Source organism: Stenotrophomonas maltophilia (assembly GCF_039555535.1).
In the GTDB taxonomy this organism is placed as follows: Bacteria; Pseudomonadota; Gammaproteobacteria; order Xanthomonadales; family Xanthomonadaceae; genus Stenotrophomonas; species Stenotrophomonas maltophilia_Q.
Genome location: NZ_CP154630.1, coordinates 3535916 through 3557167 on the forward strand (window position 1 = coordinate 3535916; position 21252 = coordinate 3557167).

A 21252-nucleotide genomic window follows, 5' to 3' on the forward strand; every position below is an offset into this window, starting at 1 on the left:
TCGATGCCGTCCGGCCCGGGAAGAACGCCTGGGGCAAACAAGGTGGAAGGCTCGCGTGTCATCGCGCCCCACCCCGCTTAGCTGCCCAGAGGATCGAGCAGGCAAGAACCAGAAACACCACGACAGGCCAGCCTGACACTGTCCCGATGGCCGCCATGAACGCCGTGACCACCATCCCTACCCCAAACAGTCCGCCATGGATCACGAAGCGGCCGTGCGTGCGAGCGTCTCGCTCACCGCCTCTCACCCGTTGCCAAGCTGCCTTGGCGTCGGCAAAGCGCTTGAACGTCCAGAACGGAATCAAGACCATGAGGCCAAGCAAGGTCAGCAGAAGGATCGCGCTCACCATGGGCGGCCTCCCGCTTCATTCCTCAGCGGGCGCGCTTGGAAGGTGAGAGGTTGGCCCCACTGGCTGGGCTTGAGATTCCATGCCATTGGCAGGTGGTGCGGCTGTTGAGGTTTCGCAGGGGAGCAGTCCATGCCATCCAGGATCAAATGCCCGCATTGCTTGAAGTCTTCGACGGTCAATGAGCCAGCGGGGCGCTTGCGGAAAAATGCGGACCATTTCATCAGCGCTGCCCCTCAATCGGGACCACACGAAGCTTGCTGCCGCGGCCTGTCAAGAACACCTTGTCCCCGGCGCGGATCGGCAGGTCATCGGCCTGAACAATGGCAATGACTTTTCCGGTCTCAAGATCGCGGACATACACTTCCACCCCGCGGCGCTTGCTCACCCCGTTTTGGATGGCCGTGCCGGCGACGCCCCCAATCACCCCGCCCGCCACCCTAGCGGCACTGCGGTAGTCGCCCTTAACCTCGCGAGCGGCCCCATAACCCACGGCGACGCCGATGGCGGAACCGGCGTTGAGGCGCTTGTCGGATTTGATGTCCACGCTGCGAACCATGAGCACCTCGCCCAGGCGGGCGTTCTGAACGGACAGGGTTTCGCTGCTGCCGTATCGACGGGCGGAACTGTTGTCAGCAGCGGAGGCCGTCAAGGGGAGCAGGCCGACAAGGGCCAGAGAAAGAACCAAAACGCGCATGAGGCCTCCTTTTTTTGAATGGGTTGCACTACCCATAACAAAAGGTTTGGTTTGCGCAAGGGGATCTGGAAAAGAAAAGGCGGCCTTCGACGCCCTTTCCCTTGGCCTTAGAAGCGCGCTCGCAAGCGAGGGACCTCCTGGGTTTGGCCATCCTGCCCATGGGCCTTCATGGCCGCACCGACCTGGCGTTGGGCGTCGGCCCCAAACCCGCCTTCCGGTGGCTTCCAAGCGTTGGCAGCGGGAAGAAGCTCGTCCAAGAGCTTGGATCGGTTGTGGGCTCGCAGCTCGTTCTCAGCGTTGTTCAAGAACGCCTTGGTCTCTCGGTTGCTCGCAAAATCGATGGGCTTCATACGAGGCTCGTTTCGAAAGCCGTTGACATGGTTGTCAAAGCCTTGCTCGCCGACGAGCTTACACCCCTTGTCCCAGTCCGCCCCTGCGAACACCAGTTCTCGGCAGAGTTCCGTTTTCCCCTGCTTCGCCGCTTCATGGAGGACGCTGTAGCCGGCATAGTTGTTGTAGGCCCAGCCCTCGTCTCCGTCGATGTTGAACGTTCGGTTCCGACTGACCAGTTCTTCGTTGGGATCCACCTGCTCCAGCAGACGTTTGGCGTCGCCGGCCTCAACGAGGGCCACAATGTTGAGCACGCGGTCTTGCTCCTCCTTCGTCTCCTCCGCCTTTTCCGCGGCCTGCTCTTCCGCTTCGGCATCCCAATACCGATCCTCCTGGTAGTAATCCCGGGTCGCATAAGGGGTTTCCCCCCTGTCGTTCTCTACGTGGTGCTGGGGAACGCCTCGCCCCACCCCATCGACCAACTCTTTCATGGCGCGCTCGTCCGCGGTGTGAGCAGGAATGTTTCCCTCCATGTCTTTTGCGTCAACCTGGGCGCCGGCCAACACCAACGCCTGCACCATCTCCCCCGTTTTGACGTAGTGAAGCGGGGTTCGGCCCAGCGCATCGGTGTCCCTCACACTGCCGCCCTGCCCCAACGCAGCGACAAGCTCGCTGGGCGTTTCGGCCAGGAAAATCGGGTCGGTCGCCGCATCGACGCGCTCACGCGGCGAAAAATAGTCTCGGTGGTTCCGAGCGTTTTCTCGATAAAGCACCGGATCATGTTTGAGCGCTGGCTCGCCACTGGAGTTCAGCAGGGAGGGATCGGCCTTGGCATCCAGCAAGCGCAGCACAACGCCTAGATCGCTGGCCAGGTGGAGCGGGGTGTCTCCCCCGTCCGCCCGCAGATTCACGTCGGCGCCGGCATCGACAAGCATGTGGATATCGCCTTCAAGCCCTCGCTTCGCAGCGACATGCAGAGCGGATTGCCCTTGGCTCAGGGCATTGACATCCGCTCCGGCCTTCGCCAACAACGCCAAACCTTCCGCAGTAGGTTTTTCGGACCAAGCGGGTTCCCTTTGGTAGGTGCTCAACAGGTGATCAAAAGGCGAACGCCCTTGTTTGTCCAACGCGTGAACATCCGCCCCAGCCGAGATGAGCAGCTCCATCTGCCACGGTTCCTGACATTTATGCAAGGCGGAATCGCCGCGCGAGTCGCGATACCCTTTCACATCGGCGCCGTCTTCGATGGCCTGCCTCACCTCGTCCTCGAAGCGACCCTTCGTCTTCAGACCAGCAAAGGCCAAAGTGCTCCCCAACCGATCCGTTGCCTCATCGTTGAAGGGCACACTTTGAGGGCCCTCAACGGGCGAAAGGGTTGCCGGCTCCGCTGAAGCCACTGGCCGCTGGCTTGAATCGTCCAAGCGCTCCCGGACCGGGGGTTCAGGCGGCTCAGAAGGAGCCACGCCTGGAAGTTCCGTGTCCTTTTGACGGATGAAGGGTCGAAGTAGATTTGAAAAGACGTTGCCAGCCATGGTTCCTCCGCTTGATGAGTGATACCCATGTCTTAACAAAGAAAGGGGGACGCGCAAGGGGCTGCAAAGAGAAAAGGGGTGGCTTTCGCCACCCCTCTCGATCCAGCGCAAGAAGCTCAAGAAAAAACATGGCGCCTAGTTAGTGATTTCTCAGGTCGGTTAACTAAGCATTCTTTCCACCCCGGCGACAGCAACCACCGGAAACCACCAAAACAGCAAGGATAACCACCCCACCACCCCCTAACTGCTCACCCGTCAAAAGTTATTAGTTAGAAGCAGGGGAATCGGACCACAGCCGGGACTTCCCCCGACACATTCATTTCTAACTCGAAACCTTAAAAGGTCAACCCCCCACCTGCGTTAAGCAACCTGGCGTTCCTTGCGTCGCGATGGGGACCTTCGACCGGCTTCCGTCTTTCGCCCCTGCTCCATGTCCTTCTCCTTCTTGACCTGGGGCAGCGGCTCGCGTTCAAACGCCGGGATGTCCAAAAAGGTCATGACCTTCTCCGCTTGGCTGGCTGCGCGGAACAGGGTCCTGGGGTCGTCGGCCAGAGCTTTCATCCAGGACTGCAGGTAGGCAGCGTGTTGCTCTTCGTGCTCCTTGCCCAGGGCAATCCCCAGTCGCTCGGAAATGAACAAACTTGAGAGCTCGGCTACCAGCTCCTCTTTGGCGTAGTCCTGGCTGCCGAACCGACCGGTCTGGTCGCGGTCGAGCCGGTGCTTCGCCCCAGTCCAATGTGCCAGTTCGTGGAGCACGGTTGACGCATAACTAATCGGATCTTGAAAGCTGCCGGCTTTCGGAACGTGGATGCTGTCGGTAGCAACGGAGTAGAAGGCCCTGTTCCCGCCATCGTGATGAAGTTTTGGCTGGTGCTTGTCCAACAACTCTCGCAGACGCAGGTTGCGGATCGACTCGGGCATGATGAAGGGCTGCGGGGGCTCGGGCATGCCATCCATTTGGCTGGCATTGAACACCGTGGCGACGAACACCGATGGCCCTTGGTATCCGTTCTTCTCTTTGCCCTCGGTCAACGGCTCAGCCCCGTCTTTGGCCTTGCCCGTCTTGCTGAAGTCCCAGTAAGCGATCTGCTGGCCCTTTTCGCCGCGCTTGACTTGGGCCCCAATGCTTTCTGCCTGCCGATAGGTCAGCCAGCGGTCGTCTCGGTAGCCGCGGGTGAGTTGGGCACGGCGCAAGATGAGTGTGTTGCTGCCGCGATAAGCCTTGCCCGTGGTCGGGTTCCAGGGCCCGTTGATCGCGCCGTTCTGCGGGGCATCGGGATCGTTCCATGGGCGGCGCCAGGGGATGGTGCCCTGCTTCATCAAGTCGAGCATGCGCCGGGTTTCGGTTTGGATGAGATCGGAATACTTGGACATGGGGTGGTTGCCTCAAATCTTTTTCAACCTCCTGCGCCTCCAAGCGGGTGGTTGTGGGTGGGGTCGGGTCAGAACTCGATATGAAGGGTCAGACTCTTGCGGTGATACAACGCTCGCCGCACCAGCTCGGCGATTTCGTCCTCGCTGCGCAATCCCTGGTCGCCGTCTTTTCCCAGACGGACATGGAGACCAAACCCGCTCTGCACGAGCAAGTATTGCGGGTCCGCTTCCGGCGTCTCTGGGCCCTCCAGATCGGCAGCGGTGATAGCTTCTTCGTGGAAAGCGTCTTCGGGGATGTGGTCGGGCGACGGCATGGGGGCTCCGTTTTGGTTTGGATACCCCTTTGCAATAGCGCAACGTCGCCGGTTGTAAAGGCCTGCCCCGGAAATGCCCGGCGTTGCTGGGTTAGCCGGCCTTCTTCTTTGCCGCCTCGGCCTTGCGCTGCTCCCGTGCTTGTCGCTCCCGGCGATCCTGCCTCTCCCATGCGGCGGCGTTCTTGGCCTGGCGCTCCCGTTCGGCGCGGCGTTCGGCCTGGACCTGCTCGTAGGGCGTATTGGTGAAGCCAAAGACGTCTCGGATGGCATCGGGCATGTCGGCGAAGTCCTGCTCGTCTTGCCGTTCGGCGGCGACGGCCAGTGCTACGTTCTGGGCGTCGTTGGCCGCCTTGGCCTGCTCAGATTCGGCATGACGGGCTTCTGGGGTCAGGGCCTCCAGCCGCTTGAGCTCCAGCTCTTGTGCGCGTTCGGCGTCGGTCTGCTCGCCCTTCCAGCTGCAGAGGTAACAGTCCAACTGCTCGCCCTCCACGCGCCGATTCGACGGCCGCCCACGCAGGTGCCCGGCGGTCTTCAGACCACGGGTGAACTGGCGCTGCGAGAGGATTTCATCCGGTTCAAAGCCCTTCTTCTCGCACCAGGCCACATAGCGGGCATGGATGGCCTTGACGCTTTGCCATTGCTCACTGCCAGCGGCGGCACCGAACAGCACCCGGTCGGCATGGGCCCAGGCGGCGATAGAATCAGCGCCGTGGATGACGGCCTGCTTGTAGGCCTGCGCGGCTTCCGGGAGTTCGTGGTCGGCCATGAACCGGCCTCGGGCCACGACTCGGCGGGCGCCTTCCAGCATCCAGTCGAGGAACAACTGGCCTTCTTCTGCAAGCAGCTTCTTGCTGAAGTCAGGAATGCGGTCACTCTCCGGAATCACGTTCGCCCACTCCACGATAGAGAGGCGGCGGGCCACGCCGCCGGACTTGTCGCGGAAGAACGGCGCGGAGTTGGAGCTGATGATCCACTTGGCCTTGGACTGGTAGTTCAGAACCGAGAGGTGCTTGCGATTGATCGCGATGCCATTGCCGCTGACCAGGGTCTTGAACGTGCCCTCCTTCCATTTTTCGCACTCCACCTCGTCCACCAAGATGAGCTGGCTTCCAAGGATTCCCTCCAGCGCGAACGTGTCGCTCAACGTGCCCAGGTCCAGGCGGGCCACTTTGTTGTGGACGCCTTCCACGCATTCGGCGAGCGTGGACTTGCCGCTGCCGGCAGCGCCATGCCACCACGCCGCAATCTGATAAGACCCGGGCAACAAGGTCATGCCGCATTGCTCCTGCACCAAGGCGCGCACGCCTTCGTCCGGCAACGCATGGGCCAGGAACTTGCCCAGAAGGCTATCGGCCGGCACGGAGCTGGGGATGTAGCGCTGGCCGGGCGTGGCACCCGTGGCGATGTTCAGGGCGTGGGTCATGCCATAGCGCGGCCGGGGTTCCAACGCCTGGATGCTGTCGGCGGTGATTTCCAGGTAAGCGTCAGCGCAGGGGACCACCGCCCGCTTGGGTTCCAACTGCGGCAACGCGCTTTGCTGGCCTAGGCGGGTGCGGGCGTAGGCCCAGCAACTCGAAGCGAGCTTGTCGCTGGCCTTTGCGGGGATGTTGGCATCGAGCCAGTCGGACGCCAGGCCGTCGCCGAGGCCGCGGTGAACCAGCGCCCAGTGATTTGCACTCCAACGGTAGACCAGCGTCGATTGCGTCGCGGATTCGTCGCGGACGCTGGCCCAGAGGTGGCCGTCGAGCCCCAACTGGAGGTGGCGAGCGAACAAGAAGTCCAGGCTTTCCGGGCGCAGCTCGCCTTTGTTGAGCTTGGCTTGCTTGTGGCGATCCAAGGCCCGTTGTTCAACCTTGAGATTGCTGGCGTAATCCCGCCGGTTTTTCTCCCAGTGCTTTTCGATGAGAAAAGCAACCTCAGGGGGGTTGACGACCGACGGATCTTGAGGGAGATTGTTCGTAGACATTGTAGTTCGGCTCCAACGACTCCCCGCCCGGCAAGGCGGGGTTTCGCGTTTGTGGGGTTAGGCGACGTGCGGCAACGCGTTGTCGAGGATCCGGCGCAGCTTCTCGCTGGGAGAAATCCCCGACCGCTTGGCTTCGGCTTTCAGCCGCTCAATCAACGCCCTTTCCATGCGGGCATTGAAAGGGTCTTTGCGTGGGGTTTGGTTCTGCTGCGTGCTCATGGGTTCTCCGTGTTGCATCCGTAATACATTCAAGAAAGCAGGTTTCTTGAAACCGTCAAGCCCCTTCCCCAGAAATATTTTTTAGCTGCTGGTTAACTTTTCTGCTGGTTTTCTGTTTTTTCTTAAACCAGCAGACAAACCAGCAACTAAAAACCTTCCAAGTGATTGTTTAATCTCGTTTTTGTTCAAAAAATAAGCTAACTGCTGGTTTGCTGGTTAAAAAAACAGGTTTACGCTACGCGCCAACGTCTCATTTGGTCGAGAGATTTTCACTTATTCTTAACATTTTACAGTTGCAGAGAAAAAGTGAAAAAGTTAACCAGCAAACCGGCAGGAGCCTTCAAAGCCTTACGTGACAAGGGTTTTGCTGCTGGTTTGGCTGCTGGTTAACGGTTTTAGCGTTAACCAGCAGGAGCGTTAACCAGCAGTCTTTCCTAACAAACCGATACGGCTGGATTATTTTTCGTATGGAATGGCTTTCAGGAAAGCGGAGTAACAAGCACTTGTTACCCGGTTTCTGCGGGTTGAAGAGCAAAAGCAAAAGCGGCTTGGAGCAAGAGCCGGCGGCTGCTCGCCGCCGAGTCTTGGAGAGGGGAAAGGCGGGCCTCCGGCCTACTCGTAGTTGAAGGAGTGGGACCAGAACCCGCATCGCCTAGGGTCGGCCAACTCGTCCCCTTCTGCCTGCCCCTCTCCTTCCGTCTGCTTTTTTCCTCGGACCAGCTCGTTTCCCACCGTCACTTTGACTTCCCTAAGCGGCAGGGAATGAAAGGTCTGGTTCATGTGAATCTGCAAAGCCGTCATCGCTGCGCACAAGGGATCAATGTCTCCCGCGCGAACCCGGATTTCATTGCTTGAAATGAGGTTGAGGCGACTCCGGATCGCGGCCAGGGCCAGTGAGCCGGCACCACAACAACAGTCATAGACGTTACCCACGCTGGCACTGGGGTGCCGCCAGGTGAGGTTGGTGGCAAGGGCTTGAACCAGGTCCAAAAGATCGCCTGGCGTGAAAGACTGCCCCAGCCCTTCCCCGCCCTTCCTGGCCAGCAGCTCGGCATGGACCTGTCCAAGAATGTCCTCAAACGGCCTGCTTGCAGCGACTGCGTCGAAGTAAGCGGTGATGGCCGCCCCCACCTCGGGCACTGCGACGGCTCTTTCTTGCAAGGGGATAAATGCAAGCACTTTGGGGTCGATGTGAGCCACCAGCTTCACGTGGTAAATCCCGAGTGACATCAGCGCGTGCTGAACAAACGTTTCGACTGCAACCCGCGGATTCCACGGCTTGCCATCGGTGGAAGGAATGGCGCGGATGGCCTTCACCAGGTTGGCGACCTCATTCATCGTTGGCCGCCCCCATGTCAGCGCCCGTCATCCGGTTGGCCTTCTCGAGCCGGATCTCCTCATCCATGGCGATGAACCGATCTCGCGAGAGAGACCAAAACACCACCCGCGTTTCCAGGTATTGAGTGATGATGTCTTTGCACTCGACCACCACGCGCCCGATGGGCATCCGCCAGATCAACTGGTTTGACAGCAACTGAAGTGCGGTCATCGCAGCACACAACAGATCGCGGTCGTTCGCTTTCACGGTAAGCCCCCGAAGGGCCTTCGAATCCTTCCCGGCCAGTTCGTGAAGCTTCACAAGCAACAGCGTGCCGGCTCCGCAGGTGGGGTCACCCATGGGCCACTCGTCTTTTTGAGGCGCTTGAGCAAAGGCGTTCAAAGCCATCGCCAAGCCCCAGGGGGTGAAATGTTGAGCGTCGTTCTTTTTCCCTGACCACACCAACTCATTAAACAGCCGGCCCAGGATGCATTCGAACGGCTCGAAGGTTTCCACTGCGCCGCCGTAGGCCTGGCCCGCTTCGAGGCACCAATCCTCGGACCCATCCACATCGGTCCCAAGCAGCGTCAAGTCACACCAGGCGACCAAGGGCCCATATCCCAAGGTGAACAACTCCTCGGCCTGCTTGAGAACGCAAACCTTCAGCGCAAGCGCGGTGAACTTGCGCATCTTTTCCCGGGGCGAATCCCCGGGGATGGTTTGGACGGCCTTCAGCAACCGCTGGTAAGCCGCATCGCGGGGTGAGGTCGGCTTTGCCTTCTTCGAAGTGGGCTTACTCATCGTTGGCCGCCCCCACGTCAGCGCCCAACACCCGGCCCACGCGGGCCATGTCAAAGTAGCTTCCGCGAATCAGGCCAGACTCCACTCCCCGCTTGAGCCTGCGCGCGGCTTCAGCACCGTAGCCGATGAACACCGATCCCGCCGGGCAACTCGTGCCCAGGGTCCCATCCGGGCGGCAGAACGACAGACGCCCCTTCGTGAACACCACCGCTGAAACGCTGGGGTGGTTGAGCACCGACTCCTGCATCCAGCTCGTTTCCATCCGCGCCAGCACAAGGGCAATCCCGTTGCCATGCTCTGCGGCCTTCTCCATCCAGCGGTGCTGCGAGGTCGAGCTGTTCTTGTGCCCACCGTAAGGCGGATTCATCCACACGAATGCCGATTTCGGCCAGGGCGTCTTGAGCCCGTCGTCGCTGGGCTTCAGCATCCGGGTGGCCGTGCGCCAGGGCATGCCCTGCTCCGGGGTGCAGGGATCCAGGTCAAACGGACCCAGGCCGTGGACGATCTTCGGCGGGGTGAGCCAAGTCTCGGTCGTAATGCCTTCCGGTGCCCGGTCGTAACCCACGTTGTGGGCGACGGCGAGCGAAAGCTTGGTCTGCTTGGGCTTCTTCGGCTTGGTGGTGAGGGGGCGAGCAACAGCGTTCATGGGAAATCTCCAGGGTTGAGGGGTTTTTGGGCAAAGCTCCGCCAGCACGGCTGGTCGGCCGCGTTTCGCGAAAAGGGTTGAGGGGGTTGGGCCTAGGCCCGGGTTACCGCTGCGCTGCTGGCTTAGCCGTTGGCGGCGTCGGCCACGTCCAGGAAGCTGTCCAGCGTTGCCAGCTGCAGGGTGAGCACCCGGGCGGGGTGGAGGCCGCGCATGTCGCGGTTGGGCACGATGACCGACGTGCTGGTGTCAGCGGCGAGCTGGGTCAGGGCCTGAGGCAAGGCGTCGGCCAGGGCGTCGATGAGGACCTGCGGTGTCAGGGTGGAGAAGTGGGTCGAGAGCGAGGGGTCGAGCGAGAGGATGAGCGGCTGCATGGCGGTGTCTGTGTCGATTGGTGTGGCGCCAGCCTATCGATCAGGACATGGGAATCGGGCCCAAAAGGGGCGCTTGCCCCTTTCCCGTGCGGACACAAAAAAGCCCCAAGGGCGACCTGGGGCTTGAGCGGGTGAACAAGGCTGCGGCGGAAGCCGCGGCCTCCCTGCCTTTTCTTCCAAGACCGAGCCGGCGGGTAGCCGGCGAGAAATGCTCCAGCCTCCGGTCAGAACGGGCACGGCTTGCGAGCCTGACCTGTGGCAGCCGGCAGGGTCAAATCGAACAACGCCTCGCGAACCTCGGACTGAAGCATCTGCACGTCGCGCTCCTCTCCCCTCCACATGTCCAGCATTGCCGCCTGGACGGCTTGGGCGGTTGGGCTTTCCTCTTGAGCAACCGCCTCACGGGCTTTTCGGATGTCTTGCTCCACCCGGGTTAGGAGCTGGGCCAGCTCGCCCTGGGCGCTTTCCAGCAGCTCCTTGTAGCGTCCCGCGCAATCCTTTTTCAGCGCCTCGTCCGCCCAGGGCAGCGTGAACGCTTCGGGCAGCGTGGCTTCCTTTTGCATGAACATCACCACGCCCCGCTCGTCCTGCTGGAGCGCCCCACGCGCGCCACGCAGCAGCGCTGCAAGTGCAACCCTCTCCTCTTCACTGAGGTGGGAAAGGTCCAGCGTTGACACCTTGCCGTCCACCAGCCCCAGGCGGATCTGGGTTTTTTTGACCACTTGGAACGTCGCCGCTGGCCTTTTGACGGTTGCCCCAAGCAAGTCCTCATCGCGCCGAGACTCACGCCAGCGGCGAACCTTGGGGGCGCCCCTCACCCCTTCTGCCCATTCCAGAAGTCGGGGCAGGCCAATGGCCGCATGCTTGCCATCGTCTGCAAGCAACGGACCTGTTTCGCTGTCCATCGTTGCGAGAACCCGGAAAACCTTTTGGTTGATTCCCAGAAGTCCAGCGGCCTGCGCCGATGTCCACGGCGGGCTCAACTCCACCTTCGTTTTCGCCTTGGCCGCTTTCGCCTCTTGGTCAATGTCGTTCTTCAGACGCTTCCAGGAGACGCCCTCGCCGGCCAGGAACGCCGGGTGCTTTTGGCCCCAGGTTTTTCTGTAGCGTTTTAACAGCTGTGTTTCCGCTTCCTGCTTGGAATCAAGGGACATGGGTTTGCCGCACGGGTGGAATGACGATGGTAGCCGGTCAGAACCGGAACGGTGTGCGAGTGATTGGGTCCGCCGCGGGCGGCAGGCCGTCGTCCAAGCCTTGCGCACGGGCTTGGTTCCGGACCGCCCTCCACGCCGCCTGGAACGCGGATTGTGCCGCCTCCATTGCGTCATCGAATGGCTCGCGCGCCGCGACGCTGGTCCAAGGCTCCAGCAGCGCCTCGGCCAGGGGGGCCTCCCAGAGTTCGCCCTCGGCCAGGGCGCGATCCAGGGTGTCCTCGTCCACGGTGAGCACGTGCCCGGCAATGAGCCCTCCCACCACCGCCCATGGGTGGGGAATGGCCCAACCTTCATGGGACGTGATCAACGCAGCAAAGCGCCCGGCGTTCTTGCGCAGCTTTTCCAATGCCACCTTGGCCTCGTGGATCTGCCGCTCCAGCTCCAGCTCTCGCTGCTGTTGGCTCAAGCGCTCCAGCTCAGCGGTCAGCCGACGCTCTTTCGCTGACCTGCCCTGACGCCCATCCTTCCAAGCCACCAGTTCGTCGTAGTCGTATTTCACACGCTGGTTGGGGCCATTGACGGCGCTGCCGGTGGCCTTCTGAAAGCGGGGCCCGGTGGGCGGGGTGCGTCGCCTCCACTCGCCCAGCGTGTCGGCATGGATGCCCAAGAACCACGCGGCGGCCTTGGCGGACACCAACCCGCCTCCAGCGCTCTTCGCCCGGGCCAACTCTGCGTTCCAAGAGGCTTCCGCTTTGGCTTGGAACGCCTCTTCTGTGCGAACGGGCTCAATCCTCGTCATCGAGCGCCACCTTCTGGTTGCGTGCTGCAAAAATCGTCACTGGCGGGTCGTTGACCTCATCCAGCCGCGGCTTGTCCGTGCCCTTCCAGCGGTTCCAGACCCGGGGACTGCTCGCCATCATGTGCTCTTCCACCACGGCAAACGCTTGACGCAGGACCGACCACTCCTGCTCGGTGTAGATCGCGTCGGTGGCCGCGGAATCCTTGTCCTTGATCCGGTGGTGAAGCATCTGCGACACGACCCGGGCCTTGGTGCCGTGAATCCGTTCGGCATAGCGCCCCAAAGTGCGACGCAAGTCGTGGGGGGTCAGGCCGATGTCCACCTCCTCGCGCAGATCGATCAGCCCAGCGTCGCGACGCACGTTGGCGATGATGGATTTGCTGTCGGAGTAATGACCCGTTTTGCTGCGCCCGGACCTTGCCGGAAAGACGAACCGGGTTCGATCCAACGCGTGCTCAGCGTCAGCCACCGCCGCCTCCAAGGCGTCGATCAGTCGCCGTTGTCCACCCCGTTTGCTCGCGGCGCTCAGCGCGGCCTTGGCGGCCTCCAATCCCTGCTTGGCCCCCGTATCGTCCACGCGCTCGCTGAAGCGCCGCCGCAGGACGCGCTCGGCAAAGTAGGTGACGGGCAAGAACCGCTGCTCTTTGTTCTTGGTCTCGAAAAGGTAGACCTGGCTGCCCGCCCGCTTGGTGGTCGGGTTGATGTCCTCAGGACCCGCCAGCCAGACCCAGGACACCATTTCCTGCGACAACTCTCCGGCGGTGCAGCGGTCATACCACCGCAACGGAGCCGCCTCGCTGCGCCGTGTCCCCCAAAGCAAAGTCAGCAGCAGGTAGTCCGCCCCGGCCGCGTTGCGCCCGCCTTGTTCGTCCCGCCGTGCTGCAATGGCTTTGAGGACCTTGGGCAGGGTTTTGTCGTTCAGGGGATTGCGAACCTCGGCCCGGCTGTAATGGTTTCGCAGCTCGTGTGCTTCTCGGAGCATGTCCCGGGTATGGATGACCACCAGCGGGTTGTAGAACTGGCGTTGGGGCCGGCCAAAGCGATGATCGCGGGCTCTTTCCTCTTCGATGAGGAAGTCGACCGCTCGCCTGGCATCTGAAAACGTGTGTTCCGTTGAACTCAACCCTGCAGCTCGCACACGCTGGATGTATTTGCCGGTGATGCCCAACGCTTCCAGCTGGGACACGGTGAGCTTCGCCCAATCCGCCACCTCCGCCAGCTTCTTGCTCATGTCCCGCGGGATGCGATTGGACAGTTGCATGGAACTGATCCGGCAAGCATCAAAGGCCTGTTGGATGACCTCCAAGTGGAGCTCGTTCAAGGATTTATCCGCCAACCCAACCGCGGGGCGCAAAAGGCGGGCCAAACTGTCCCGCACCGCGTCCACGCTGGCCGGCTTGATCTTCTTGTTCTTTGCGCGGGCGTCCAGGTGGGCGATGTAACGCTCCAATGCCTCGCGCAAGGTCAGATCCCCGAACTCCTTTTCCGATTCCCTCTCCAGCGACTCCAGCAACTGCTGGCGCTTGACGTGGACGGGGTTCTTTCCCGTTTCTTTGAGCAGCGCCAAGTGCTCCCTGCACGCGTCCCTGGCCTCGTCCAGCCCCATGTCGCTCACGTTGCCCAAGGTAAAGCGGATCGGCGTGCCCGTGGGCCCGCGCTTCTGGCCCACGTAGGTGGTCATCGTGGAGCCGACCCGGAAGCCGAACCCCGTGGGAGCGCCTGGTCCACCGTCGAGCACCACGTAGGGTTTGGCTTCCGGGCGGGGGACCAAGCGAACCTTTCCCTGCGCATCCAAGGCCGGGCCTTTGTTGACCGACAACGCCAGCACCTGGGCGTAGGTCAAACTAAACTTGAGTGAACCGGACCTATTGCTCGACGCTGGACTTTTCAACGCATGCCCCTCTGGATGCCAGAGTTGCTACAGTAGCGCACGCCCAGGACCATTGCTACAAGCCGTTGCTACACCCGATAGAGCACTCTCGGCCGCATATCGCTACAACGTCGCTACAACAAACACCGTCACTCGCCCTCATTCGCCTCGAATCACCGCCACTGCCTCGAACAACGCAGACCTCAAGTGACTGATATCAAAGAAAACACTGAAACCACCAAGGGTTCCAAGGAACATACGCCTGCGATGAAGCAGTTCTTCGCAGCCAAGTCCGACTATCCGGACCTGCTGCTGTTCTTCCGCATGGGCGACTTCTACGAGCTGTTCTACGACGACGCCCGCAAGGCCGCACGCCTGCTCGACATCACCCTGACCCAGCGCGGCAGCTCCGGCGGCGCGCCGATCCCGATGGCCGGCGTGCCGGTGCATGCCTACGAGGGCTACCTGGCCCGGCTGGTGGCGCTGGGCGAATCGGTGGCGATCTGCGAACAGATCGGCGACCCGGCGCTGGCCAAGGGCCTGGTCGAACGCAAGGTGGTGCGCATCGTCACCCCCGGCACCGTCACCGACGAGGCATTGCTGGACGAGCGCCGCGACACCCTGCTGATGGCGTTGTCGCGCAGCAAGCAGGGCTACGGCCTGGCCTGGGCCGACCTGGCCGGTGGCCGCTTCCTGGTCAATGAAGTGGAAACCGACGACGCCCTGGAAGCCGAACTGGCGCGCCTGGAACCAGCCGAGCTGCTGGTGCCCGACGAGGAGAACTGGCCGGAGTTCCTGCGCCAGCGCACCGGTGTACGTCGCCGTGCACCGTGGCTGTTCGATGCCGACAGCGGCCGCCGCCAGCTGCTGAACTTCTTCAAGCTGCATGACCTGAGCGGCTTCGGCATCGACGACAAGCCGCGCGCCACGGCGGCAGCCGGCGCCCTGCTCGGCTATGTCGAGGAAACCCAGAAGCAGCGCCTGCCGCACCTGACCTCGATCGCGATGGAAACCGCCGGCGAGGCGATCGCGATGAACGCCGCCACCCGTCGCCACCTGGAACTGGATACGCGCGTCGACGGTGATACCCGCAACACCCTGCTGGGCGTGCTCGACAGCACGGTGACGCCGATGGGCGGCCGCCTGCTGCGGCGCTGGCTGCATCGTCCGCTGCGCCTGCGCGAGGTGCTGGTGCAGCGCCACCATGCGGTGGAAACCCTGATCGATCGCGGCAGCGACGCCGACATCCGCGAGCAGTTCCGCCGCCTGGGCGACCTGGAACGCATCCTCACCCGCGTGGCGCTGCGCTCGGCGCGCCCGCGCGATTTCTCCACCCTGCGCGACGGCCTGGGCCTGCTGCCAGCGGTGCGCGAGGTGCTGGCGCCGCTGGACTCGCCGCGCCTGCAGGCCCTGCACGCTGCATTGGGCGAACACGACGAGTGTGCGCACCTGCTGGCCAGTGCCATCGCCGACATGCCACCGCTGAAGCTCAGCGATGGCGGCGTGCTGGCCGATGGCTTCGATGAAGAGCTCGACGAGCTGCGCCGCCTGTCCACCCATGCCGACCAGTTCCTGGTCGACCTGGAACAGCGCGAGCGCGAGAGCAGCGGCATCGCCACCCTGAAGGTGGGCTACAACCGCGTGCACGGTTACTACATCGAGATCAGCAAGGGCCAGTCCGACCGCGCGCCGGTGCACTACACCCGCCGCCAGACGCTGACCAATGCCGAGCGCTACATCACCGAAGAACTGAAGGCGTTCGAAGACAAGGTGCTGTCCGCGCGCGACCGTTCACTGTCGCGCGAGAAGTACCTGTACGAGCAGCTGCTGGATACGCTCGGCGGGCAGCTGGAGCCGTTGAAGCAGTGCGCCGCCGCGCTGAGCGAACTGGACGTGCTGGCCGCATTCGCAGAGCGTGCGCAGGCGCTGGACTGGTCGCGCCCGGAGCTGCAGGCCGAGCCCTGCCTGAAGATCGAACGTGGCCGCCATCCGGTGGTCGAGGCGGTGCGCGAGCAGCCCTTCGAACCGAACGACCTGGACCTGCATCCGGACCGTCGCATGCTGGTGATCACCGGCCCGAACATGGGCGGTAAATCGACCTACATGCGGCAGAGCGCGCTGATCGTGCTGCTGGCCCACATCGGCAGCTTCGTGCCGGCCAGCCGTGCGCTGATCGGGCCGATCGACCGCATCCTGACCCGCATCGGTGCCGGCGACGACCTCGCGCGCGGGCAGTCGACCTTCATGGTCGAGATGGCCGAGACCAGCTACATCCTGCACCACGCCACCGCGCATTCGCTGGTGCTGATGGACGAGATCGGCCGTGGCACCTCCACCTACGACGGCCTGGCACTGGCCGACGCGGTCGCCCGCCACCTCGCCTACCAGAACCGCTGCTACACGCTGTTCGCCACCCACTACTTCGAGCTGACCGCGCTGGCCGACGAACAGCACGAGGGCGGCCGCAGCGGCATCGCCAACGTGCACCTGGACGCGGTCGAGCATGGCGAGGCACTGGTGTTCATGCACGCGGTGAAGGATGGCCCGGCCAACCGCAGCTTCGGCCTGCAGGTGGCCGCGCTGGCCGGCCTGCCTCGTGCGACCGTGGCGCAGGCTCGCCGTCGCCTGGCCGAGCTGGAGCAGCGTGGCGGTGAAAGCCATGCCGCCGAATTGGCACCGCACGCACTGGATGCACCGCAGCAGTTCGGCCTGTTCGCCGCCCCGACCAGCAAGGCACAGGAAGCGCTGGCCGCGATCGATCCGGACGAGCTGACCCCGAAGCAGGCGCTGGAAGCCCTGTATCGGCTGAAGGCGCTGCTGTAACCACAGCGCCGCGGGAGGCCTTGGGCCCGGGGAGTTACCCCGGGCTATCGAAAGACCCTGCGAATCCGATTCTGAATTTCAATTGACAGAATCTATCAATCTGAACGGATCAATCGATTATTCATTTCATCTGGCCCTAGCTACAGTCGAGTGAAGATGTTTTCCCACGTCTTCACCGCCACCAGGAGCCAGCCGATGAGCCAGTCCGACAACAACAACGCCAAGTGCCCGTATCACACCGCCCCGTCGCCGGAGCAGGGCGCCGAGCAGCAGCGCGAGCTGAGCACCACGCCCAGGCAGAAGCATGGCGATGACCCGGTCACGCCGATGACCACGGCCTTCGGCGCACCGGTGGTGGACAACCAGAACAGCAAGACCGCCGGCCCGCGCGGCCCGCTGCTGATGGAAGACGTGTGGCTGCTGGAGAAGCTGGCCAACCTCAACCGCGAGATCATTCCCGAGCGCCGCATGCACGCCAAGGGCTCAGGCGCGTTCGGTACCTTCACCGTCACCCACGACATCAGCAAGTACACCCGCGCCAAGCTGTTCGAGAAGGTCGGCAAGCAGACCGAGATGTTCGCCCGCTTCACCACCGTGGCCGGTGAGCGTGGCGCCGCCGACGCCGAGCGCGACATCCGCGGCTTCGCACTGAAGTTCTACACCGAAGAAGGCAACTGGGACCTGGTCGGCAACAACACCCCTGTGTTCTTCCTGCGCGACCCGCGCAAGTTCGCCGACCTCAACAAGGCGGTCAAGCGCGACCCGCACACCAACCTGCGCAGCGCGCGAAACAACTGGGATTTCTGGACGCTGCTGCCCGAAGCCCTGCTGCAGGTGACCGTGGTGATGAGCGACCGCGGCATCCCGCGCAGCTTCCGCCACATGCACGGTTTCGGCTCTCACACCTACAGCTTCACCAATGCTGACAGCGAACGCTTCTGGGTGAAGTTCCACTTCGTCAGCCAGCAGGGCATCGAATCGCTGACCGACGCGCAGGCGCAGATCCTGGTCGGCCATGACCGCGAAAGCCACGGCCGCGACCTGTTCGCCGCGATCGAGAAGGGCGATTTCCCGAAGTGGAAGCTGTTCATCCAGGTCATGCCGGAGCTGGAGGCGGAAACCTATCGCGTGCATCCCTTCGACCTGACCAAGGTGTGGCCGAAGAGCGACTACCCGCTGATCGAAGTGGGCCAGTTCGAACTGAACCGCAACCCGGTCAACTGGTATCAGGACGTGGAGCAGTCGGCATTCGCACCGAGCAACCTGGTGCCGGGCATCGGCCCGTCGCCGGACAAGATGCTGCAGGCGCGCCTGTTCGCCTATTCCGATGCGCAGCGCTACCGCCTGGGTGTGAACCACCACCAGATTCCGGTGAACGCCGCACGCTGCCCGGTGCACAGCAACCACCGTGACGGTGCGATGCGCGTGGACGGCAACTACGGTGGCCTGCCGCACTACGAGCCGAACAGCTACGGCCAGTGGCAGGAACAGCCGCAGTACCGCGAGCCGCCGATGAAGATCCGCGGCGACGCCGACTTCTGGAATTTCCGTGAAGACGACGCCGACTACTTCAGCCAGCCCGGTGCCCTGTTCCGCAGCTACAACCAGGCCCAGAAGGACCGCCTGTTCGCCAACACCGCCCGCGCCCTGGGCGATGCGCCGGACTTCATCAAGCAGCGCCATATCGACAACTGCAGCAAGGCCGACCCGGCCTACGGCGCCGGTGTGGCCGCGGCCCTGAAGGCGCTGGCCAGCCAGCCGTCGGATCCGTTCAAGCCGGCGCAGCCGGAAACCGACTTCCCGGCCGCCACCCCGGGCGCGGAAGACATCGAGCTCTGACCGTCCCTCCGCCCGTACGACGCCGCCCCCCCTGTGGGGCGGCGTCGCCGTTTTAACGGCCCGCGTCGTATCGTCTGCACGCCCAAACCCAATCAAGGAGCCCCCTGATGAGCCTGACCGATGAACTTCTCTCCAAACTGCAGGGCGCCCCGCTGCAGCAGGTGTCGCAGCAGCTCGGCATCAGCGACACCCAGGCCTCCGGTGCGATCAGTGCCGCACTGCCGGTGCTGATGGGCGCGCTGGGCAACAACGCCTCGCAGCCACAGGGCGCCCAGGCGCTGCTCGGCGCACTGCAGAACAACCACAGTGGGCTGGACCTGGGCAGCGTGCTCGGTTCGGTACTGGGCGGCGGTGGCGGTGGTGCCGCCAGTGACGGTGCAGGCATCCTCGGCCACATCTTCGGCGGCAGCCAGCAGAAGGTGGAAACCGGCCTGGCCCAGGCCACCCAGCTCGACAGCGGCCGCACCAGCCAGCTGCTGCAGATCCTCGCCCCGATCGTGATGGCCTTCCTCGCCCAGCGCCTCGGCGGTGGCCAGGCCGATGCCGGCTCGCTCAGCCAGGCGCTGGGCCAGGAGAAGCAGCAGGTGCAGCAGCAGGGCGGTCTCGCCGGTGGTCTGCTTGGCAGCCTGCTGGACCAGGACGGCGATGGCCAGCTGGGTGTGGGCGACCTGCTGAAGCTGGGCGGCAACCTGCTCGGTGGCAAGCGCTGACCGAAGATGTCGCCGGGTATGGCTCGGCGCTATCGGGGCGTCGCGTTGATTGGTATCCGCCGAGCGCATGATCGGAATTTCAATGGGTAGCGCCGGGCCATGCCCGGCGTCTTACCGGTTGCCTGCCTTCAGCCGCTCCAGGATCGGTGCGAACAACGGCGCCTGCATCGAACGCGGCGGTGCCACGGTCTTCCCCTTCTCCTGCGCCTGCCAGTACGACCACGGCAGCGGCCCGTCGCCCAGCTCGTAGTCCATGCCATCCCAGGCATCCTCGCGGAAGGCGTAGAACGCCCAATGCACCTTTTCCTGCTCCAGCACCTGCAGCACATCCTGCAGGTAGCGCTGGCAGTCGGGCCAGCGCCGCATGCAACCGAACTCGCCCACCACAATGCGGTTGGCCCCCACGCCATGCGTCTTCGCCCAGTCCATCGGCTGCTGCAGGTAACTGCGCACACGCGTGGCATCCCAGCGTTCGCTGTGCTCGCCAAACGGCACCACGCCCGGGTAGCGATACGGCGTGGTGCGCTTCTGGTTTGGCGCGCTGGTGGCGGCATACGGCTCATACATGTGCACGCTGTACAGGAGTTTCGCGTCTGCCAGCGGCGCCGGCCAGTAGTTGAAACCGTCGGCAGCGGCGTACCAGCCGGCATCCAGCATCAACGGCATGTCCGCATCGACCGCGCGGATGCTGGCGATCAGTTCCGAATAGAAACGACGCAGATCGCGCGGCCCGTCCTGCACACCGGTGTACCACTGGCGCATGGCCTCTGCTGAAGCATGCTCGGCCAGGCCAGCACCGTATTCGGGAACCGGTTCGTTGATCAGGTTGTAGGCGGCCAGCGCGGGATGGCCCTTCAATGCCTTGGCGAGGTCGTTCCAGAAGCGCCGCGCGGGAACGTGGTTGTCGAAGGATTGCCACAGGCGCGGGTCGACCTTGCCATCATTCTTCTGCTTCCAGCGCAGCAGGGGCAGCGACAGCGGCACCAGCACCACCTTCAGGCCCGCGGCATTGGCGTCATCCAGCGCGCGGCGCAGGGTCGTCACATCCGCCTGCACCAGCCCTTGGTAATCGTCGGCGTCGCCCATCAGGAAATCGCGGCCGCCGGCACTTTTCCACTTGTCCGGGCTCAGCCGTACCCAGGTCGCGCCGGTGTCACGCAACGCCTGGAAATAGGCACGGTCAGGTGGTGCTTCGTTGAAGCTGTTGCCACCGCGCTGCGGCATATCCCAGAAGGTGATGTCGGCGGCGGACGCCGGGACGGCAGTGGCGAGGGTCAGGCACAGCAGGCTGCGGCGCAGGCGCATTGCGATCTTCCATGAGAAGGAAGATCCAACCTGCGGGGCGCAAGCCGAACGGTAGCTGAGCGCGCGCGGCACAGCGCACGCCGCGCGGCCATGAACCGGTAGATACCAACTTTGGTTGGCAGCCAGGCACAACGCCCACCAAGGTGGGCAACTACCTTCAAAGCGCGTCCAGGTCACCCAGCGCGCGGATCAACCGACGTGCGCGCTTGTCAGGCTTGTGCTCCGGCGGCTGGAACCCGTCGCGTGCGGCGATGCGCAGCGCACGCTGCTCGGCACGACGCGCCTTCGAGGCCTCGCTCTCGGCATACAGCTGCTGCGCCGCCGGGGCCGGCCCGCGCTGATCGCTCAGGCCCAGCACCTGGATCTCGAAATGCTCCTCGCCACGATCCACCTGCAGCTGCTCGCCCACGCGCACCGCGCGCGAGGATTTCGGACGCTGGCCGGCGACGCTGACCTTGCCGGTTTCGATGGCCTGCTTGGCCAGGCTGCGGGTCCTGAAGAAACGGGCCGCCCACAGCCAGATGTCCAGGCGGACACTGGGCGACAGCGGGGAAAGTTCATGCATCGATCTGGACTACTCCGGTGGCTTGTTCAGAGGGCGCGGATGGTCGGGGTCGGTCCGGCAACCGGTGCCGCCGATCAGGGTCGGCACACCCGCGGACAGATCCTGGCGCTGGCTGCCGACCAGGCATTCGGGGCGGTCGGTCGGCCGCACCTGGGTATCGCCCAGCCGGTCACCTGTCGAACATGCGGCCAGTGCGGCGCCGATCAAGGCCAGCGCCAGAGCCTGCGTCACCTGCAGTCGTTGATGCATTGCCACATCCCGCAAACCGGCTTG

The 21252-nt window shown here is 63.4% G+C and carries 20 protein-coding genes; 3 read left to right on the forward strand and 17 right to left on the reverse strand.

The genetic code is table 11. From position 1 onward, the window contains the following. Window positions 1-58: 58 nt before the first annotated feature. The 14 genes from AASM09_RS16445 to AASM09_RS16510 all read right to left on the reverse strand — a co-directional run bounded on the left by AASM09_RS16445 (window position 59) and on the right by AASM09_RS16510 (window position 13710). Entirely contained in the window at window positions 59-349 is a 291-nt protein-coding gene (locus AASM09_RS16445) for a hypothetical protein (protein WP_343368537.1), read from the reverse strand. A gap of 220 nt (window positions 350-569) precedes the next feature. After that, a complete protein-coding gene (locus AASM09_RS16450; protein ID WP_099470374.1) occupies window positions 570-1043 on the reverse strand; it encodes a hypothetical protein in 474 nt (157 codons plus the stop codon). A 107-nt stretch (window positions 1044-1150) separates the two neighbouring features. Continuing rightward, a complete protein-coding gene (locus AASM09_RS16455) occupies window positions 1151-2905 on the reverse strand; it encodes an ankyrin repeat domain-containing protein (RefSeq protein WP_343368538.1) in 1755 nt (584 codons plus the stop codon). A gap of 360 nt (window positions 2906-3265) precedes the next feature. Then, a complete protein-coding gene (locus AASM09_RS16460) occupies window positions 3266-4279 on the reverse strand; it encodes an ArdC family protein (RefSeq protein ID WP_343368539.1) in 1014 nt (337 codons plus the stop codon). Window positions 4280-4347: 68 nt separating this feature from the next. Further along, complete coding sequence (locus AASM09_RS16465; RefSeq protein ID WP_343368540.1) at window positions 4348-4593, reverse strand: hypothetical protein; 246 nt, start codon at window positions 4591-4593, stop codon at window positions 4348-4350. Window positions 4594-4684: 91 nt separating this feature from the next. Then, window positions 4685-6559, reverse strand: coding sequence for a DNA primase family protein (locus tag AASM09_RS16470; RefSeq protein WP_343368541.1), 1875 nt, complete (start codon window positions 6557-6559; stop codon window positions 4685-4687). 57 nt (window positions 6560-6616) lie between these two features. After that, window positions 6617-6778, reverse strand: a complete 162-nt coding sequence (locus AASM09_RS16475) for a DUF3450 domain-containing protein (protein WP_136191690.1) — start codon at window positions 6776-6778, stop codon at window positions 6617-6619. Window positions 6779-7390: 612 nt separating this feature from the next. Continuing rightward, on the reverse strand, window positions 7391-8116 hold the full coding sequence (locus AASM09_RS16480; protein WP_343368542.1) for an N-6 DNA methylase: 726 nt from the start codon (window positions 8114-8116) through the stop codon (window positions 7391-7393). Further along, entirely contained in the window at window positions 8109-8897 is a 789-nt protein-coding gene (locus AASM09_RS16485) for a hypothetical protein (protein WP_343368543.1), read from the reverse strand. Before AASM09_RS16485 ends, AASM09_RS16480 begins: the two co-directional genes overlap by 8 nt. Continuing rightward, a complete protein-coding gene (locus AASM09_RS16490; protein WP_114618567.1) occupies window positions 8890-9543 on the reverse strand; it encodes a DNA N-6-adenine-methyltransferase in 654 nt (217 codons plus the stop codon). Before AASM09_RS16490 ends, AASM09_RS16485 begins: the two co-directional genes overlap by 8 nt. A 122-nt stretch (window positions 9544-9665) precedes the next feature. Beyond that, on the reverse strand, window positions 9666-9914 hold the full coding sequence (locus AASM09_RS16495; protein ID WP_343368544.1) for a hypothetical protein: 249 nt from the start codon (window positions 9912-9914) through the stop codon (window positions 9666-9668). A 224-nt stretch (window positions 9915-10138) separates the two neighbouring features. Next, complete coding sequence (locus AASM09_RS16500) at window positions 10139-11068, reverse strand: hypothetical protein (RefSeq protein ID WP_046429566.1); 930 nt, start codon at window positions 11066-11068, stop codon at window positions 10139-10141. Window positions 11069-11105: 37 nt separating this feature from the next. Further along, window positions 11106-11762, reverse strand: coding sequence for a nucleotide-binding protein (locus tag AASM09_RS16505; RefSeq protein WP_234801838.1), 657 nt, complete (start codon window positions 11760-11762; stop codon window positions 11106-11108). 91 nt (window positions 11763-11853) lie between these two features. Then, window positions 11854-13710 carry an integrase arm-type DNA-binding domain-containing protein gene (locus AASM09_RS16510; protein ID WP_343368545.1) on the reverse strand — a complete coding sequence of 619 codons (1857 nt, stop codon included), beginning with the start codon at window positions 13708-13710 and terminating at the stop codon, window positions 11854-11856. Between the two features lie 294 nt (window positions 13711-14004). Here AASM09_RS16510 and mutS point away from each other — a divergent pair, with 294 nt between their 5' ends. From mutS to AASM09_RS16525, 3 genes are all read left to right on the forward strand, one after another. Continuing rightward, entirely contained in the window at window positions 14005-16560 is a 2556-nt protein-coding gene (gene mutS, locus AASM09_RS16515) for a DNA mismatch repair protein MutS (protein WP_049429958.1), read from the forward strand. Between the two features lie 195 nt (window positions 16561-16755). Continuing rightward, complete coding sequence (locus AASM09_RS16520) at window positions 16756-18399, forward strand: catalase (RefSeq protein ID WP_049429957.1); 1644 nt, start codon at window positions 16756-16758, stop codon at window positions 18397-18399. A 107-nt stretch (window positions 18400-18506) separates the two neighbouring features. Beyond that, on the forward strand, window positions 18507-19109 hold the full coding sequence (locus tag AASM09_RS16525; protein WP_049429956.1) for a DUF937 domain-containing protein: 603 nt from the start codon (window positions 18507-18509) through the stop codon (window positions 19107-19109). Between the two features lie 111 nt (window positions 19110-19220). On the opposite strand, the gene AASM09_RS16530 is transcribed toward AASM09_RS16525, so the two are convergent. The 3 genes from AASM09_RS16530 to AASM09_RS16540 form a co-directional block, all read right to left on the reverse strand. Further along, the gene (locus AASM09_RS16530) at window positions 19221-20414 is read right to left on the reverse strand and encodes a glycoside hydrolase family 5 protein (RefSeq protein ID WP_049429955.1); all 1194 of its coding nucleotides are present in this window, start codon (window positions 20412-20414) and stop codon (window positions 19221-19223) included. Between the two features lie 157 nt (window positions 20415-20571). Further along, window positions 20572-20979, reverse strand: a complete 408-nt coding sequence (locus AASM09_RS16535) for an RNA-binding S4 domain-containing protein (protein ID WP_049429954.1) — start codon at window positions 20977-20979, stop codon at window positions 20572-20574. Between the two features lie 9 nt (window positions 20980-20988). After that, the gene (locus tag AASM09_RS16540) at window positions 20989-21228 is read right to left on the reverse strand and encodes a hypothetical protein (protein WP_049429953.1); all 240 of its coding nucleotides are present in this window, start codon (window positions 21226-21228) and stop codon (window positions 20989-20991) included. Window positions 21229-21252 lie beyond the last annotated feature (24 nt).

What these genes read in the sequence shown, in the direction of transcription:
- AASM09_RS16485 (WP_343368543.1), bottom strand. Translation starts at nt 8,897, where the DNA reads ATGAGTAAGCCCACTTCGAAGAAGGCAAAGCCGACCTCACCCCGCGAT.
- AASM09_RS16450 (WP_099470374.1), bottom strand. Translation starts at nt 1,043, where the DNA reads ATGCGCGTTTTGGTTCTTTCTCTGGCCCTTGTCGGCCTGCTCCCCTTG.
- AASM09_RS16480 (WP_343368542.1), bottom strand. Translation starts at nt 8,116, where the DNA reads ATGAATGAGGTCGCCAACCTGGTGAAGGCCATCCGCGCCATTCCTTCC.
- AASM09_RS16535 (WP_049429954.1), bottom strand. Translation starts at nt 20,979, where the DNA reads ATGCATGAACTTTCCCCGCTGTCGCCCAGTGTCCGCCTGGACATCTGG.
- AASM09_RS16520 (WP_049429957.1), top strand. Translation starts at nt 16,756, where the DNA reads ATGAGCCAGTCCGACAACAACAACGCCAAGTGCCCGTATCACACCGCC.
- AASM09_RS16475 (WP_136191690.1), bottom strand. Translation starts at nt 6,778, where the DNA reads ATGAGCACGCAGCAGAACCAAACCCCACGCAAAGACCCTTTCAATGCC.
- AASM09_RS16445 (WP_343368537.1), bottom strand. Translation starts at nt 349, where the DNA reads ATGGTGAGCGCGATCCTTCTGCTGACCTTGCTTGGCCTCATGGTCTTG.
- AASM09_RS16530 (WP_049429955.1), bottom strand. Translation starts at nt 20,414, where the DNA reads ATGCGCCTGCGCCGCAGCCTGCTGTGCCTGACCCTCGCCACTGCCGTC.
- AASM09_RS16525 (WP_049429956.1), top strand. Translation starts at nt 18,507, where the DNA reads ATGAGCCTGACCGATGAACTTCTCTCCAAACTGCAGGGCGCCCCGCTG.
- AASM09_RS16500 (WP_046429566.1), bottom strand. Translation starts at nt 11,068, where the DNA reads ATGTCCCTTGATTCCAAGCAGGAAGCGGAAACACAGCTGTTAAAACGC.
- AASM09_RS16455 (WP_343368538.1), bottom strand. Translation starts at nt 2,905, where the DNA reads ATGGCTGGCAACGTCTTTTCAAATCTACTTCGACCCTTCATCCGTCAA.
- mutS (WP_049429958.1), top strand. Translation starts at nt 14,005, where the DNA reads ATGAAGCAGTTCTTCGCAGCCAAGTCCGACTATCCGGACCTGCTGCTG.
- AASM09_RS16460 (WP_343368539.1), bottom strand. Translation starts at nt 4,279, where the DNA reads ATGTCCAAGTATTCCGATCTCATCCAAACCGAAACCCGGCGCATGCTC.
- AASM09_RS16490 (WP_114618567.1), bottom strand. Translation starts at nt 9,543, where the DNA reads ATGAACGCTGTTGCTCGCCCCCTCACCACCAAGCCGAAGAAGCCCAAG.
- AASM09_RS16465 (WP_343368540.1), bottom strand. Translation starts at nt 4,593, where the DNA reads ATGCCGTCGCCCGACCACATCCCCGAAGACGCTTTCCACGAAGAAGCT.
- AASM09_RS16470 (WP_343368541.1), bottom strand. Translation starts at nt 6,559, where the DNA reads ATGTCTACGAACAATCTCCCTCAAGATCCGTCGGTCGTCAACCCCCCT.
- AASM09_RS16540 (WP_049429953.1), bottom strand. Translation starts at nt 21,228, where the DNA reads ATGCATCAACGACTGCAGGTGACGCAGGCTCTGGCGCTGGCCTTGATC.
- AASM09_RS16495 (WP_343368544.1), bottom strand. Translation starts at nt 9,914, where the DNA reads ATGCAGCCGCTCATCCTCTCGCTCGACCCCTCGCTCTCGACCCACTTC.